Raw genomic sequence first — 14862 nt, forward strand, 5'->3', positions numbered from 1 at the left:
CCGAATGTGACAAAACGTTGCTCTCCATAACTATCTGACGGATAACCTTATGAGTAGCTTTGGGACGGTATATCGCTCTTTGAGCATTTTTGAGTACCGCAAATAACCTTTATTTTGCGCGTTCTAGTTCGACAGTTCGGTAGAATTCTTTCACATGCTTAAGAGACTGAAGATGATGGACCCGCTTGCTTTCCTTCGCTTTGTCCACATACTCTCGATACTTTGGCGTGAGCTTCTTATTGCATAGCCAAACCGTATAGTAACTGTTCAGCGTACCCTTCAAGAGCGGACTATTCTTAGGCCAATTTTCCGGTGGAACTAGAAAGCCTTTCAAGAATCGCTTTGTTACCCACCAATAGTGCTGGAGAACTGGCATATCTACATATATTAAGGTGTCCGCAACCTCTAGTCGTTCCCATACCGTATCCAATGATCCATATCCATCAATGATCCATATCCATCAATGATCCATTGCTCTTGCTGGAGGAGTTGATCATGAGCAGCTTTATATTCTTCGTAGGGAACTTCTCCATCGCCAGGTTTATACTTCAAAAGGTCTAAAGCGACCATAGGCAAACCTGTTATTTCTGCTAAGCGTTTGCTGAGCGTAGACTTCCCGCCTCCAGCATTACCAAATACAGCAACTTTATTCATAGGCGGCTCCTTCATGAATGTTGCTTTAAACTACTCTCCGGTAGTGAATTTTTACGGTTTAACTAACGGTAGACCAATAAACTCTTTCAGCGTCTAAAACAGATTCCAAGGGTTGTATTACCTTTGTGAATACTTTTGGATAATTGGTGGGAATAGCAGGTACACGAATGGCTGTGCCCACATTAATACCTCAGCTAGCTAACTATGTATTAAGCGTCACATCTGCTGGATAAAAGTCTAATTTTTCAGAATTATCTTGCAGAGCTACGGAACAATACTACTTCCTTAAGAAATTAAGAAGGGAAAGTTAAAGGCGGGACGTTTGCTTGGTGTTGTGCTTCAGAGGTTACAAACCTGGCAAGCCAAGCTGCTGGCTCAATTCCTGTCGCAGGCGGTAGATGATGGTGTTAGGTTCTAGCTGATTGATAATGTCCTGAATGACGGTATTTGAGCCTTGCGGTCCCCAGCTACAGCCCTGTTCTAGATAGACCTGCACCGCGCGACCAACTGCGTAGGCTCCGTAGCCTGCAATGCCACCCTGGACGATCGCTGTCCCTGCATACGCCGAAAAACTGGTGGAGGTTTCGATCCCGGCGGCAGCAGCGGCAGCACTTTTACCCAGCCCTAGCAAGAGACCGCTGCCCAATTCAGACACAAGAAGGCTACCAGAGCTTAAGAAGATGGTTTGCCAAAGCTTGCGGGCTTCGTGGCGGGTGACGGGTAAACCGTAGAGTTCCGACAGAGCGCGAATCATGGCGAGATCGGATACGGCTCCACCCAGGAGATCGACGACTGCGATCGGGTTGATGCCCACTGCGATCGCCTTGTAACGGGCAAACTTCCAGATCAGCGCCTCAGCGTCGGCATTGCGAACATCAAGAATTTTGCTTGCCAGTGCTGCCTCTGCGTCCCGTGCTTGAAACAACGCATTTAGCGCTAGCAGCGTCCGTCCTTCCTGCCGCAGAATTGCCAGAATTTTGTGCTTCAGGCGATCGATTTCTACAGGTGGAGCTTCCCACTCATAAGTGATGCGACCATCTGGCGATTCAACCCGAATTTGTAGCGGAGCCGGATCAGCCGCTACCAAAACGATTTCATTTGCCGATAGCAAGCTCTGAAGTTTCATGCCACCAACGTGCTTGGCGGCAAGCTGCTGTAGGTTTTGGTAGATCGCCTGTCGCGTTTGGTCAGGATAGAGATCGACTTTGTTAAACACTAGCAGCAGCGGCTTTTGTGCCTGACGCAAATCACAGAGCGCTTGATATTCAGTGCGTGTAATATCACCAGCGACGACAAATAGAATCAAGTCCGCCTGCCGCGCAATGTCCTGCGCCATTTTTGCCCGTGCCTGCCCGTCGATTTCATCCAGCCCTGGCGTGTCGATCAGTTCAACCGTGAGGCTCTTTGTATCAGAGGCTAGCGCCATCGTGCCAACGGTCGTTGCAGCGCTCTCCACAGTGCCTCCTGGCGACCAATAGATCGATTGCGGTGCCTGAGTTACGCCGTTGAGCGGTCCAGTCGGCAGCAGCTTTTGACCCAGCAGCGCATTCAGCACTGCCGATTTGCCGCGACTGACCAAACCAAAGACAGCAACGCGAACCACCTGGCTTTCCAGCTTATTTAGCGTCACGGTCAGTTGCTCCAGGTCGCTGCGAAGCATTTCGCGATCGGTGCCGCTGGGCGATCGATTTTTGTCAGCTCGAAAGAACGCGTTGTAGCGAGTCAATGCCTGCCGTAAACTGCTCCGGGCGCGGTTCAGGTACGATTCTTGCAGGTCAATGGCTGACCCCGATCGCGGCGTCTGGTCAGTTGGAGGCAATTCAGTTTGAGGCAATAGAGGTTGGGTCAAGGCTGGAAACCGAAAGACGAACGCTAGATCTATTCTCATCCAGCATACTAACTTCTTGACGTTCACCCAGCGCTTCACTTAAGGCAACCACCGTTTTTAGGGGCAGACGTAAGGGTTCTGCTGGTGCTGTCGGTGTAGAGAGCGGCGGCAATGCCGTAAGCGGAGCCTGCTGGGATGCTGCTGGCGAAACAACTCGCTCCATTGCCTGCCAGACAAAGTTTTGCAGAAACGCCAACTGCTGATTTTTTTGGAAGACCGATTGCACAATTTGACTAAAACGCTCGATCGCCAACGGGCTAGCCTCCGTAAGCGTGAGATTTGGCTCCTGAGCATCGAAATATTCAATCAGGCTCAAGCCAACAATACGGGTCAAGTAGGCAGCGCTGACGCCCTGGATGCAGCCACCAGCAACGTAGGTAAGGGCATTGACTTTTAGCAGGCTAGCGATCGCCTGAGTCGAAAGCTCTACCAGACCTAGCTTCAGGATCAGGCTACCCAGCGTTGTTGCCATTTTCTGCGCTTGCTGGAGCGAAAACTTTTGTCGATACAGCGTGCCTAAGTCAAGAATCATCTGAGCATTGATTGCAGCCGTCGCCAGCACATCCAGCGTTGGGATTGGGCTAGCAAACGCCGCGCCTGCTGCCACCCACTGAAACTGTTCCACCACAGGCAATGCACGGGTACGACGGACATCACTCAACACTGTTTTTGCCTGGGTTTTAAGAGTGACCGCATGATTGAGAGAGCTTGCTAGCACCAGTTGCTGGCTTTCTTGTGCCAAAATTTGCTCTAGCCGCTGTGTCAGATCAGTTAAAGCGGGCGGTTGTGCTTCTAGCCACTCCTTCACTGCCCCATCGGGCTGATGCTGCCTCACTTTGATGGGGTTGGGTGCAGCAGCGATCGTGACCACATCCCCAGCAGAGAGTACTGCCCCCATGTGCAGGCGGAGTTGCTCCAGGACTATTTGGCGATCGGTGGGCAGGTATTGATCCAGCTTGTTAAAGACCAGCACCGTGCGCTTGTTAGCAGCCAAGCGTTTTACAACTTGCAGTTCCGACTCGGTAAGGTCGCCTGTGATCACAAACAACACTAAATCTGCCCCGATCGCCGCTTGCAGTGCCAAAAGGTCAGCAGTTAAGCCGATCGTTGTAGTCGCATCAAAACCAGGCACCTCAGTAAAATGCAGTGTTTGCGACACCTCGTTACCCCAGGCTGACTGCAACAACTGGCAGAGAGTGGTCTTGCCTGTGCCCTTTGCGCCCATCACGGCAATGCGAAGCTCCTCCCGATTCAGGTCGTTGGTCAGTTGAGCGACCTGGGACTGTAGTCGCGACACACGAGGCTGTGCTGCCGCGCAACTAACTTTCTCGGCTGGATCATCAATCTCTGCTTTAAGGTGAGTAATCACCTGCTTGACCTCTGCCAGCGTTCGCTTCATGGTCGCAGAATCAACCATCAGCGGTGCTTGAGGGGTTGTTCGCTTCTGCTCTGACCGTTTGTTCGACCACTGCACACCAGCTGCGCCCAACAGCGCAAACACCGCATAAAGACCCCATTCGCCTGCAAGGTGATGGAGAATGTCCAAACCCCCAGCGCTCAGTGCTAGCAGGCTACCGCCAACAAGAAGGGGACGTTGCATGAATAGGCGTTGCAGGTTCGCAGTCATAGCCAAAGATGTAGAGGTGCGGTCATCCAGAGCGGGCTACCGTTTGCACATAAACCTACAGATGACACCAGATTCACGACCTGGCACGCATCTCACACGTTAAATTGACGGTCCCTCTCTCATTCTATCGGGCATTGATCGGGTCAGAGCGATCGCTGTGAAATCAGGGCTGCAAAATAAAGAGTGCCTGTCAGCAACGGCTCCTTAAGCAAACGTAAGTTTAAAGCACCGATCGCCTCGCAATCCAGTCTTGCAAAATTGGGTTCACCAATGCTGGCGCTTCATCTTGAGGACAATGACCCACCCCTTCTAGCGGTATGAACTGCTCCACTTGAGGATAGTCGGCAAACGCTTTACCCAGCGCGATTGGCTCCCAGGGGTCAGCGTCGCCCCATAAGATAATCGCAGGGCAGGGCAGTTTCTCCAGCAAATCTTCTGGCAGCGGTCCTTGGGAGTAGCCTGTAAACGCGATAAATACTGCCGCTGCACCCACATCACTTGCAGGAGACATCAGCAGATCCACCAGTTCATCCGTCACCATATCGGCATTGCGATACGCCTTCAGCAAAATTTTTCGTACTGTTGCAGGCTTAGCAAGCTGGTTAAAAAACGTCTGACCCAGCCATTCATTCTTAAGCACACGCTGAAGGATCGGTGTGCCCATACGCTTAAACCAGGGTTGCGTTGCCCGACGACGATCGTGCAGCAGGCGCAGTGAACAATTTAATAAGGCAATCGATCGCCCAATTTCTGGATGATCTACCACTGCTTGCATCACGGCGATACAGCCAACTGAATTGCCGACCAAAAAAGCAGGCTCTCCAACAACTTCCTTACAAAAGTCTGTAAGCTGCTGTCCCCACGTTTCAAAGGTGTACTCCACCTGTTTGCCTAGTTTGAGTACACCTGGAGTCGGTTTTGCAGAACCACCAAAGCCAATGAGGTCGATCGCGTACACTCGGCAGCTTTCTGCTAGCACAGGTATATTCTTGCGCCAGTGACCGAGCGATGCCCCAAAGCCATGTACCAGCACAACGGCGGCTCCCTGTGTACCTTGAGCCTGATAGGTGATGGGAAAGCCTTGCCACATCCAGGTTTGAGTCGCAGTTGGAGAATTTGTCGGCGGAAGCGATGAGGAGACGGTCATAGGATGAAGAGGGACGATGTTGCTTACCCTTATTCTGACAAACTTTGCTTTACAAAAATTGACAATCTTAGGAGTAACCTAAGGTTTTGAGAGCGACTTAATTATTTCTGTTTAGACCTGAAGGACTGAGAGCATGGCTAAACAATGTGCCTCAGTTGTTTGAATTGCTCACCCCTATCTTTTAGGAGATGAAGCGATTGGTTTCCATTTCTACCCTGAGAGTAGAACTCATGCACTCCTCATTTGATCATTGTTGGCTATGAAGACGCTATATATCTGGCTTGCTGTTTTACTCAGCTTGGTCAGCTACTGGGCTTTAGTTAACTTTCTTTTCTAAATACGCACACGTCTTAACTAAAAACGTTTGTTTAGAAAGCGCATCGCCTGCGATCGCTGCCCAACAGCGTTGCTTTTTCTATAGATAAGCAATGCTTCGTCTGTAGTGTCTTTACTCGCATTAGAAGGTTAAATAAATGGCAACCGATACAACGTCTGACGATCAAGGTATTCCAGATAATATTGCTCAAAATGCCGGAGCTAGAACAACTGCTGTTAATCATGATCCGTCAATTTCACTCAAAGAAGGGGAGAACGCAGCAGCAGGAGAAGGTCCAAACGCTTCTGGCGGTCCTGCCCCTAGCACAGCAGAGGAGCATGTTCCTGGTACCTCTAGCTCAGAGGCTACTGACCTTCCTACAGCAAATGTGCCTAACCCTGAAGCCTTGGAAGCTGATATAGCAGAGGAACGCTCTTAAAGTGCAGGCACTCCTGGAAAGCACAAACCTCTTCTTGCTGCTCCTGGCAGATTTGCTTAAGGTTTCTTTTGAGCGTGTAATACCAACTCAAAAAATGCTGCCTACAGCTTCCCGCGCTTGATCCTCCTCTATTGCCCTTAATAGAAGTCGCAGGCAGAGGGATTTTGCTTTGTAGCGTGTCAAAAGGGAATTAGTATTACTCGTTTTCTGGCGATTGTGGTAGGACTGCTGTCACCTGAACCGTAACTTGACCCTGACCTAGCTGAAGGTCGAGTGTTTGTCCGGGTGCCACTGCCTGAGCCGTACGGACGATCGCGCCATTTGCTCGTACTACTGCATAACCACGTTTGAGGACGGCTGCTGGGTCGAGCGTGGCTAGTTTTTGTCGGAGCGATTGACAGTGCTGGTTTGCCTGTTGAATTTGCAGCGCACTACCTTGCATCAAGCGTTTACGCATCCAATCAAGTCGTTGTTGCTCTTGCTGAAGCTTGCGATCGAGTCGCAGTTTGGACAGGCGATCGCCGAGCCGTTGCTGTTGCCGTTGTGCCGCTTGCAGGCGATCAGTAATAGTGTCTCTAAGCGCTACTACGCGCTCTTGATGTGCCGCCCGAAGGTCAGCTAGCTGGGGCACAGCTTGCTCTGCGGCAGCAGTGGGTGTGTGGGCGCAAACATCGGCTGCTAGATCTGCTAACGTCTCATCGCGCTGATGCCCAATTCCAGCAATGACAGGTATAGGGCACTCAGCGATCGCCCTGACTACACGCTCATCATTGAAGCACGCCATATCTTCGATCGCACCGCCGCCACGTGATAGAATTAGTACATCCGCTCTACCGTCTCGTCCAACGTGTCGAATGGCATTGCCGATCGAGACTGGAGCCTGATCACCTTGCACTAACGCTGGAGCAAACAACACGTGCAAACCCGGATACCGTCGCCGCAACGTCCGCTGAATATCGCCCCATGCTGCTGCCTGCGGTGATGTAACAACCGCGATCGTTTGGGGATGTACTGGCAACGAGCGTTTGCGTGCTGGATCAAAGAGACCCTCTGCCTCCAGCCGCGATCGTAATTGGCGGTAGCGCAATGCTCGCAGACCTTCGCCTGCTGGTAAAGCCTGCCAGACAATGAGTTGATACTGCCCCCGTTGAGGATGCACATGGATTCGCCCTAGCACAATGAGTTGCTCTCCTTGCGCAGGCAGTGTCGTTAGTCGCTCTAGTTGACTGTTCCAAACCACACAACTGATGGCGGCTTTGGCATCAGGATCTTGCAGGGTAAAGAACAACCCACTGCGATAGCGGGTGGCGCTAGAGACTTCCCCTGTCACCCAAACTTGTTGGAGGTGGTTGTCTTGCTCCAGCAATGCCTGGATATAAGCAGTGATTCCTTCTACCGACAGCGCTGTATCTGGTATCAATAAGTTAGGGAGATAGGAGGTCATTGTATGTAATTTGGAGGCTTGCTAATGGCATTAATACAGTTCTACCAGCGTTTTCTTGGCATGGCAGCTTGAGCAACGGCAGCAAGATCGTTAAGGAGTTGTGAAACGATCCTACTTACCATTCATCTCTTTTAGACTAGCCAAACTTGATGCCTTGCGATAGTACACTTGCCCTCTACTAATCGCCGTCTGTAAGCAGTTCACGGCTGACCAGTTAGCATAGAATGCCTCTAATCCCCGATCGCGTCCTAAACTATAGACTCTGCATCAGTCATGTTTTTTCAACTAATGGCTCGACTGACAGCTAGCCTAACCAAGCTGTCATAGCAATGCTTGCTGGCATCGGTCATCCTGAAGGACAAAAGCCTTTCCCTCTACAGTTGGGTATGTAGAATTGCAATTGCTAACTGCCATAGGGTTCGTTGTCTAAAGGCTTTGATCTCTCTCCCTCTCTCCGCTTTACTAAATCCGCACTGAGGCGCTCATGGCTACTAAAACTGATAACTCCGACAAGAACAAAGCCTTAAACCTCGTCCTAACTCAGATTGAGCGTAACTTTGGCAAAGGCAGCATTATGCGTTTGGGTGATGCGACCCGAATGCGAGTCGAAACGATTTCTACCGGAGCGCTAACGCTGGATCTTGCCCTCGGTGGCGGTCTTCCTAAAGGTCGGGTAATTGAAATTTATGGTCCCGAAAGTTCAAGCAAAACGACGCTAGCGCTTCATGCCCTTGCAGAAGTTCAGAAATCAGGCGGGATCGCTGCCTTTGTGGATGCTGAACACGCTCTTGACCCGGTATATGCTAAAGCACTTGGGGTTGATATCGACAATCTACTCATCTCTCAGCCTGATACAGGTGAGGCAGCGCTCGAAATTGTTGATCAGTTGGTGCGATCGTCTGCGATCGAAATCATTGTCATTGACTCCGTTGCAGCGTTAGTGCCCCGCGCTGAAATTGAAGGTGAAATGGGTGATTCTCACGTTGGTTTGCAAGCACGTTTAATGAGCCAAGCCCTGCGAAAAATTGCGGGCAACATGGGTAAATCGGGCTGCACAGTCATCTTCATCAACCAATTGCGGCAAAAAATTGGTGTTACATATGGTAGCCCCGAAACCACGACTGGTGGTCAAGCACTCAAGTTCTATGCCTCCGTCCGTTTGGATACCCGCCGGATTCAAACCCTTAAAAAAGGGACAGACGAATTTGGCATTCGGGTCAAGGTGAAGGTTGCTAAAAACAAAGTTGCGCCGCCATTCCGCATTGCTGAATTTGATGTGATTTTTGGTAAAGGCATCTCTACGATCGGCTGTCTCGTTGACCTTGCCGAAGAAACAGGCGTGCTGGTTCGTAAAGGAGCCTGGTACAGCTATGGCGGCGAGAATATCAGCCAGGGTCGCGATAACGCTATCAAATATATGGAAGAAAAGCCTGAGGTTGCCCAAAAAGTTGAGGAAGAAGTGCGCCATAAGCTAGAAATTGGTGCCGTTGTCTCGGCAAACTCGGTCGCCCCGGCTGAGGTGGACGACGAAGACGATGAACTGCTCGACGACGATGAATAAAGGCAGTCAGTGAAGTGCTTAGTTGCGGTTATCTGGTGTAGGGCGGTGCATAAATCTGTCTAAAATGTCCGCCTGCTCGGTCATGCTAATAGGGTAAGGTAGTGGCTCTGGCGGCAGAGCCTTACCGGAACCTGGCGATCGTAGGAAAATAGATGTCTCTTTTGCATCAGCGGTCAGTGGTTTTTCCCAGTCAGCGGAGGGATAAGGCAACCCAGACTCTGTAACCGTTGAATCATTCGTGCTGCTGTGGTACGTGTGCCGAGCGTCATTCACCTGATTGATCAGGTTATCTGGCAGTGCCTCCGCTATTTTGGGTTTGTGGCAGATAAAGAACGTAAATGCAAGACTGCCCAGACGAATTTGATCGCCATCTTTGAGCAAGACGCAGTGCTGCACAGGTTCACCATTAACAAAGGTACCGTTTGTACTTTTGAAGTCAATCAGGTAAAAGCCTTGATCTGCAATATGTTGAATTGCAGCGTGACGACGAGACAGGCGCTTATCTTGGATTGATAGTGCCATTTTGCGATCGCGCCCGATCACCCAAATGCTTTGAGGTTGCAGCACCGATTGCGTCTTGCCATTAAGTAAATTTGTAACAATGCGAACCTGTTGGTCCTGTACAAAGCCCTGCACATACTGCAAGGCGGTGTGCTTACGTGACTTTGTGCCAGTATTTTCTAAATCCAGGATTTCATCCAACAGGCTGCGATGATGCTCATAAAGCTTCAAAAAGACGCGGTATAGCCCCAAGCGCTGCTCCAGCTCGGCATTGCCAGAGGCATTCAGCACTTGTGAAGAGTATTCAGCCAATGATTGTGAATCGAGCATAGCTAACCCCAAATGTAGGCAGTGTGAGACCGAAGCACTTTTCTCTCACAATTTAAGACGGGCGCTTGAACGTGCAGCACTAGACAGATGGATGAGCATTATTAGTAAAGCGTCTGTCTCGACTGAGAGCATTGCTTGCCTCCATATCTTCTTTCATCCTAGTGTCCAAAGCGGTTTGATGACCGTTGAAGGGCAAGCATTGTTGGCAGACACTTTGGTTGTAGATACTCTATGCAAGAGTTTTTGTCAGCGTTCTGTCGATAAAGGCAAACTCTGGCTAGCGCTGCCAGAAACTAACCCCCGTTTCTACCTTAGAGTGCCCATCTTGAAGACATAACCGCATGATCACTGGATTACTGCCATACTTTTCTACTGCTCTACGTGCGTACTATGTTGCTCCTACCTCTTAAGTATGAAAAGTGCTCCTACCTCTTAAGCATGAAAAGTGCAAAAACTTAGTAAGATTTAAGCTATTAATTGCGTTTGAAAAGTCCTCTTTTATGGCTCAGGCAGCGGATCTTAGCTTTGATGCTACAGTGCTGTGGGATGTAGTGCATACAATTGATAACCGCTATATTTAATAAAGTGATGATGGTTTCTATCAGCACTTGAACGATCTTAGATTGACTGTAGTAGTGGTTGTTAAAGTCATGATTACAGAGTAGTAAGGTTGGCCTTTGCTTCGGTACGAAACTGTCATACTTAGAGGTCTGGTGCATTGGCGAAGTTTGCTGGATGAGTACGTTAGCTTTCACTGGGTGTAAAGGCTTAAATGCTTGGTTTGTTACGTGAAATCAGCGCATCTACTGAAAATTACGTTGCTTTCTGTAATTGCTCTTGTCGTACGTTCGGTCTTTGGGCTAGGGGACGCGAGCGCCTTTTAGTGGTCGCAACGGCAGAGTTTTTTTGGTGCTTACCATGTTGTTTACTTCACCAGAGGACGATAGAGCCTTTGTGCCTATTGAACTTTCTCAAGAGCCGCCTGGCTTAACCGCAGGCTATCAAAGCAACTTGGAGCGTGATCCAGCATCACCCATAGCTGCAACGGCAACGATAGCCTCAAAGCTCTTGGCAGGCGATCGCTATGAGATGCCAGTCAGCCGATCAGTTGTGCAGCCTTCGTCCTTAGTGCAGTCACCCCACCATCAAAGTGCCTCACTAAAAAATACGAGCCTGCCAGAAACTGATCTAGATGGACTCTACGCCTTGCGGCAGGTCGCAAAACGGCAGACAGTAAGGCGACCACAACCGAATAAGTGGAGCAGGGTTGCCTTACCCACCTCGCCTGATAACCTGAAGGATAGTGAGTCGTTAGGTAGCTATGCGGCACCGCTGTCACCCCTTAGAGAGCGAGACATTTTAGCGCTGGCTGCACTGTTTCAGCGAGATGATATGTATGCGATCGAAGCTGATGTGAAACACAAGCTACTGTCGCTCTTGCCAGAACCCTGTTGGGACGATGATACCTTCGCTTTTTTAGGTAGCAGTTTCTCGTCAAGGGTTGAAGACAGTTAGGCAGTCTACGCCAAGCAGAGAGAAGTGTTAGGCAGTCAGTCGTTCATTGCGTCGGCTTGCTGAAAGCACTAGGAGTGCTCGAGCGTTAAAAATTTGCTCAACTGTTTCGTGATCTCTAGTCAACTTTTAATCTCTTTTTGACGTTTCGCAAGAAAGTGATGAATGGAGGTGTATGGTGATGCCACGCCTTGAGTGCGAGGCTATGCATCTTCATCAAAAGGGTAAGCGCAGCGGTCTATAAACTCACCGTTGGGTCACTTGCGATCGCCCATTTATCACTCACTAGTTGTCTTATGCTTCAACAGTTTACATTCAGCTTTAACCAGGTTGATCGTCATTCCAGATCCCGATAACCTAAAGCGTTAGCTCCTGTAGCGATCCTATCTGGATCGTGAGCAAGGATTCCACTGGAGTTCTTGCTCACAAAGCCTCTCAATCTCACAACTGATTTATGACTGCTTATGGACTTATGACAATTTTTAGCTCCTACGCCTAGACAGCGGCTTCAGGCATATGACGTTGAGCGATTCCTGCTTTACCTGAAAAGCAAAGGTCTGCTTATCTATCAATGGATAGACCTTTACAGATGGCTATATATAAGGTTTTTAACACGATAGTTATGGTTAACATTAAGTGATAAGGAAAGCTTTGTTATCGCTCCATTAAGAGCTTCAAAGTTGCAGTAGATACGTATTTCTACTGCAATACTTTCTTTTATTTAGTCTTTATGAAGCGTAAAGCTGACTTATGGGCTTGAAAGTAAAAATAATTACAGAATAAGTAAGAGACTGGGCTCCTAAATTTAAGACTGATGATAAGCATTAATCGAAATACCCTGAGTTATGGTGCAACGGCATTCATTGTTGCCCTCCTACTCCTGCTGGTCTTTCCGGGATGGTGGAACGCCCTTTTAGCAGTCAACGGGTTTATTCCTCATGGGCATTGCTATTTGTGGAAGCCAGGGCTGGTATGGCTCCATGTCCTTTCAGATTCGTTTATTGCCCTTGCCTATGTTGCTATTTCGGCAACCCTGGCTTACCTGGTTTACAAGACTCGCCGAGAGATTCCCTTTCACTGGATGTTTTTGGCGTTTGGCTCCTTCATTATTGCTTGTGCCAGTACCCACTTCATGGATGTGTGGACGTTATGGCATCCGACTTATTGGCTTTCGGGAGTGTTAAAGGTGATTACGGCGATCGCCTCTGTCACTACAGCCTTTATCCTTCCCTTTCTCGTTCCCCAAGCGTTAGCTCTGGTCGAGTCTGCCAAGCTTTCAGAAGAACGGCGATCGCATCTGGAAGCGGCTAACCATAAGCTAGAGGCAATGAACGAGCAACTTAAGGAGGTTGACCAACTCAAGACGCAGTTTTTCGCCAATGTTAGTCACGAACTCCGAACGCCGCTTGCCCTAATTCTGGGACCTATTGAGAAACTGCTCAAACATGGAGCACTGAGCCAGGAGCACCAGCATGATTTAAAGATTGTCGATCGTAATGCTCGCCTATTACTCAAGCAAGTCAATGATCTCCTTAATGTCTCTAAGTTGGAGGCAGGTAAGATGGCACTACACTCTACGCAAGTTGATCTGGCTCAACTGGTGCGCCTTACTGCCGCGAACTTTGATGGCTTGGCACAAGAAAAGAACATTGCCTTAACTATTGATGCACCAGAATCTTTGCCTGCTGAAATTGATGCCGCAAAAGTACAGCGAATTCTACTTAACTTGATTTCCAACGCGTTCAAATTTACACCTAATGGTGGCATCATTTCTTGCACGCTGGAAAGCAATCAAGCTGAGATGAATGCTGCCGACGGTGGTTCCACCAACTTGCCAGTCCAGGCCGATCGAGCCATTCTTTCTGTTCGCGATAGCGGTCCGGGTGTTTCGGCTGCTTTACGGGAAACGATCTTTGAGCGGTTTAGCCAGGGGGAGGGGGGCACAACCCGTCGCTTTGGCGGCACTGGTTTAGGCTTGGCGATCGCAAAAGAATTCGCCGAGCTACAAGGCGGCACCATTGGTATAAGTGATGCACCCGAAGGCGGCGCACAATTCACTGTTGAGTTACCTTTGCTAATGCCGTCTGGCAGCAGCATTACTGCTTCAACCACTGAGCTGAATCAGGGTGAAGAGATCGCAAACCAATTAGTCGAAGAACTCCGGACGGTTGCGCCAATCGACTCCAAGCTTCAGGCACCAGCAGTCGGCAAACCGTTAGTGCTGGTAGTGGAAGACAATCTAGAAATGAATCAGTTCATCACCTCAACGTTGGCATCTGAGTATTGCACTGCTACTGCTGTCAATGGACAAGAGGGCTTGGAGCAGGCGATCGCGCTCAAGCCTGATTTAATCCTGAGTGATGTGATGATGCCTTACCTCAGCGGTGCTCAGCTTGTGCAACAGATTCGGACTTACCCAGAGTTGGATACGACTCCAGTTGTGATGCTCACTGCCAAAGCTGATGATGAACTGCGGGTGCAACTGTTGCGCCAGGGCGCTCAAGACTACCTGATGAAACCCTTTTCGGTTGAGGAGTTACAGGCGCGAGTTGGTAATTTAATCGCAGTGAAGCGAGTGCGTGACTTGTTGCAACAAGAGCTTGCCAGCCAGAGTCACAGTTTAGAAGCGCTGGTAGAAGAGGTGAGCTTGCGGCGACGAGAGCTACAAGTTGCCCTGAATGCGCTTCAACATCAGGCTGAGGAACTGGAGCAAGCCAACCGTTTGAAGGACGAGTTTTTAGCGATCGTCTCTCATGAACTTCGTACGCCCTTAAACTCTATTCTGGGCTGGGCGGAAGCATTGCGGACTCACCAGTTCGATGCAATCATTACTGCCCGTGCGTTAGAAACGATCGAGCGCAATGCCCGCTTGCAGACTCAACTGATTGAGAATCTGCTCGACATCTCCCGTCTACTGCGTGGAAAGCTGCTGCTGCAAAAGCACCCTATTCCTCTACGCGCAGTGGTTGCAGCGGCGATTCAAACGGTGCAACCAAGCGCTACAGCTAAGTCAATCCGCTTAGATGCTTACTTAGATGAGACGGTAGGGCAAGTCTCTGGTGACGGCGATCGTCTGCGACAGTTAATAGAAAACCTGCTCTCGAATGCGATCAAATTCACTCCACAAGGTGGGCAGGTTGAGATCCGGTTGGCGCAGCAGAACAATGAGGCGGTGATTCAAGTTAGCGACACGGGACAAGGAATTCGGGCAGAAGCTCTCCCCTACATCTTCGACTACTTCCGCCAAGCGGATAGTTCAACCACGCGTCAACATGGAGGTTTGGGCTTAGGGCTAGCAATCGTACGGCAACTGGTCGAGTTACATAATGGTGATATTCAGGTAGAGAGTCAGGGCGAAGGACAGGGCGCTACCTTTACAGTTGTTCTGCCATTAACCACAACCACAGCCCCACCTGTCTATTTGCGTTGACGGATGTTGGTCA

At 49.7% G+C, this 14862-nt stretch carries 10 protein-coding genes and 1 pseudogene; 5 read left to right on the forward strand and 6 right to left on the reverse strand.

The annotated features are described in order from the left end of the window. Positions 1-109: 109 nt before the first annotated feature. The 4 genes and pseudogenes from H6F76_RS31470 to H6F76_RS11790 form a co-directional block, all read right to left on the reverse strand. Positions 110-654, reverse strand: a pseudogene (locus tag H6F76_RS31470) (adenylate kinase). A gap of 346 nt (positions 655-1000) precedes the next feature. Further along, positions 1001-2473, reverse strand: coding sequence for a GTP-binding protein (locus tag H6F76_RS11780; protein ID WP_347276020.1), 1473 nt, complete (start codon positions 2471-2473; stop codon positions 1001-1003). Position 2474: 1 nt separating this feature from the next. Next, positions 2475-4142 carry a DUF697 domain-containing protein gene (locus tag H6F76_RS11785; protein ID WP_199322059.1) on the reverse strand — a complete coding sequence of 556 codons (1668 nt, stop codon included), beginning with the start codon at positions 4140-4142 and terminating at the stop codon, positions 2475-2477. A 247-nt stretch (positions 4143-4389) separates the two neighbouring features. Further along, on the reverse strand, positions 4390-5316 hold the full coding sequence (locus H6F76_RS11790) for an alpha/beta fold hydrolase (protein WP_190508380.1): 927 nt from the start codon (positions 5314-5316) through the stop codon (positions 4390-4392). A gap of 473 nt (positions 5317-5789) precedes the next feature. On the opposite strand from H6F76_RS11790, the gene H6F76_RS11795 reads away from it, so the two are divergent. Continuing rightward, the gene (locus H6F76_RS11795; RefSeq protein WP_190508382.1) at positions 5790-6071 is read left to right on the forward strand and encodes a hypothetical protein; all 282 of its coding nucleotides are present in this window, start codon (positions 5790-5792) and stop codon (positions 6069-6071) included. A 196-nt stretch (positions 6072-6267) separates the two neighbouring features. On the opposite strand, the gene xseA is transcribed toward H6F76_RS11795, so the two are convergent. After that, positions 6268-7515 carry an exodeoxyribonuclease VII large subunit gene (gene xseA, locus H6F76_RS11800; RefSeq protein ID WP_190508384.1) on the reverse strand — a complete coding sequence of 416 codons (1248 nt, stop codon included), beginning with the start codon at positions 7513-7515 and terminating at the stop codon, positions 6268-6270. 484 nt (positions 7516-7999) lie between these two features. On the opposite strand from xseA, the gene recA reads away from it, so the two are divergent. Next, positions 8000-9076 carry a recombinase RecA gene (gene recA / locus H6F76_RS11805; RefSeq protein ID WP_190508386.1) on the forward strand — a complete coding sequence of 359 codons (1077 nt, stop codon included), beginning with the start codon at positions 8000-8002 and terminating at the stop codon, positions 9074-9076. Between the two features lie 18 nt (positions 9077-9094). On the opposite strand, the gene H6F76_RS11810 is transcribed toward recA, so the two are convergent. Then, positions 9095-9907 (reverse strand): FHA domain-containing protein, encoded by an 813-nt coding sequence (locus H6F76_RS11810; protein WP_190508388.1) that lies wholly within the window; start codon positions 9905-9907, stop codon positions 9095-9097. A gap of 91 nt (positions 9908-9998) precedes the next feature. Between H6F76_RS11810 and H6F76_RS11815 the strand changes: the two genes are divergently transcribed. The 3 genes from H6F76_RS11815 to H6F76_RS11825 all read left to right on the forward strand — a co-directional run bounded on the left by H6F76_RS11815 (position 9999) and on the right by H6F76_RS11825 (position 14849). After that, the gene (locus H6F76_RS11815) at positions 9999-10244 is read left to right on the forward strand and encodes a hypothetical protein (RefSeq protein WP_190508390.1); all 246 of its coding nucleotides are present in this window, start codon (positions 9999-10001) and stop codon (positions 10242-10244) included. Between the two features lie 581 nt (positions 10245-10825). Next, positions 10826-11422 carry a hypothetical protein gene (locus H6F76_RS29710; protein WP_199322060.1) on the forward strand — a complete coding sequence of 199 codons (597 nt, stop codon included), beginning with the start codon at positions 10826-10828 and terminating at the stop codon, positions 11420-11422. 811 nt (positions 11423-12233) lie between these two features. Next, complete coding sequence (locus H6F76_RS11825) at positions 12234-14849, forward strand: ATP-binding protein (RefSeq protein ID WP_190508392.1); 2616 nt, start codon at positions 12234-12236, stop codon at positions 14847-14849. The last annotated feature ends 13 nt before the right edge of the window (positions 14850-14862 follow it).

The sequence above is a fragment of the Leptolyngbya sp. FACHB-321 genome (genome assembly GCF_014695975.1).
Classification (GTDB): domain Bacteria; phylum Cyanobacteriota; class Cyanobacteriia; order Leptolyngbyales; family Leptolyngbyaceae; genus Stenomitos.

Coding starts and splice junctions, on each gene's coding strand:
- H6F76_RS11785 (WP_199322059.1), bottom strand. CDS start 4,142: ATGCAACGTCCCCTTCTTGTTGGCGGTAGCCTGCTAGCACTGAGCGCT.
- H6F76_RS11790 (WP_190508380.1), bottom strand. CDS start 5,316: ATGACCGTCTCCTCATCGCTTCCGCCGACAAATTCTCCAACTGCGACT.
- H6F76_RS11795 (WP_190508382.1), top strand. CDS start 5,790: ATGGCAACCGATACAACGTCTGACGATCAAGGTATTCCAGATAATATT.
- xseA (WP_190508384.1), bottom strand. CDS start 7,515: ATGACCTCCTATCTCCCTAACTTATTGATACCAGATACAGCGCTGTCG.
- recA (WP_190508386.1), top strand. CDS start 8,000: ATGGCTACTAAAACTGATAACTCCGACAAGAACAAAGCCTTAAACCTC.
- H6F76_RS11810 (WP_190508388.1), bottom strand. CDS start 9,907: ATGCTCGATTCACAATCATTGGCTGAATACTCTTCACAAGTGCTGAAT.
- H6F76_RS11815 (WP_190508390.1), top strand. CDS start 9,999: ATGAGCATTATTAGTAAAGCGTCTGTCTCGACTGAGAGCATTGCTTGC.
- H6F76_RS29710 (WP_199322060.1), top strand. CDS start 10,826: ATGTTGTTTACTTCACCAGAGGACGATAGAGCCTTTGTGCCTATTGAA.
- H6F76_RS11825 (WP_190508392.1), top strand. CDS start 12,234: ATGATAAGCATTAATCGAAATACCCTGAGTTATGGTGCAACGGCATTC.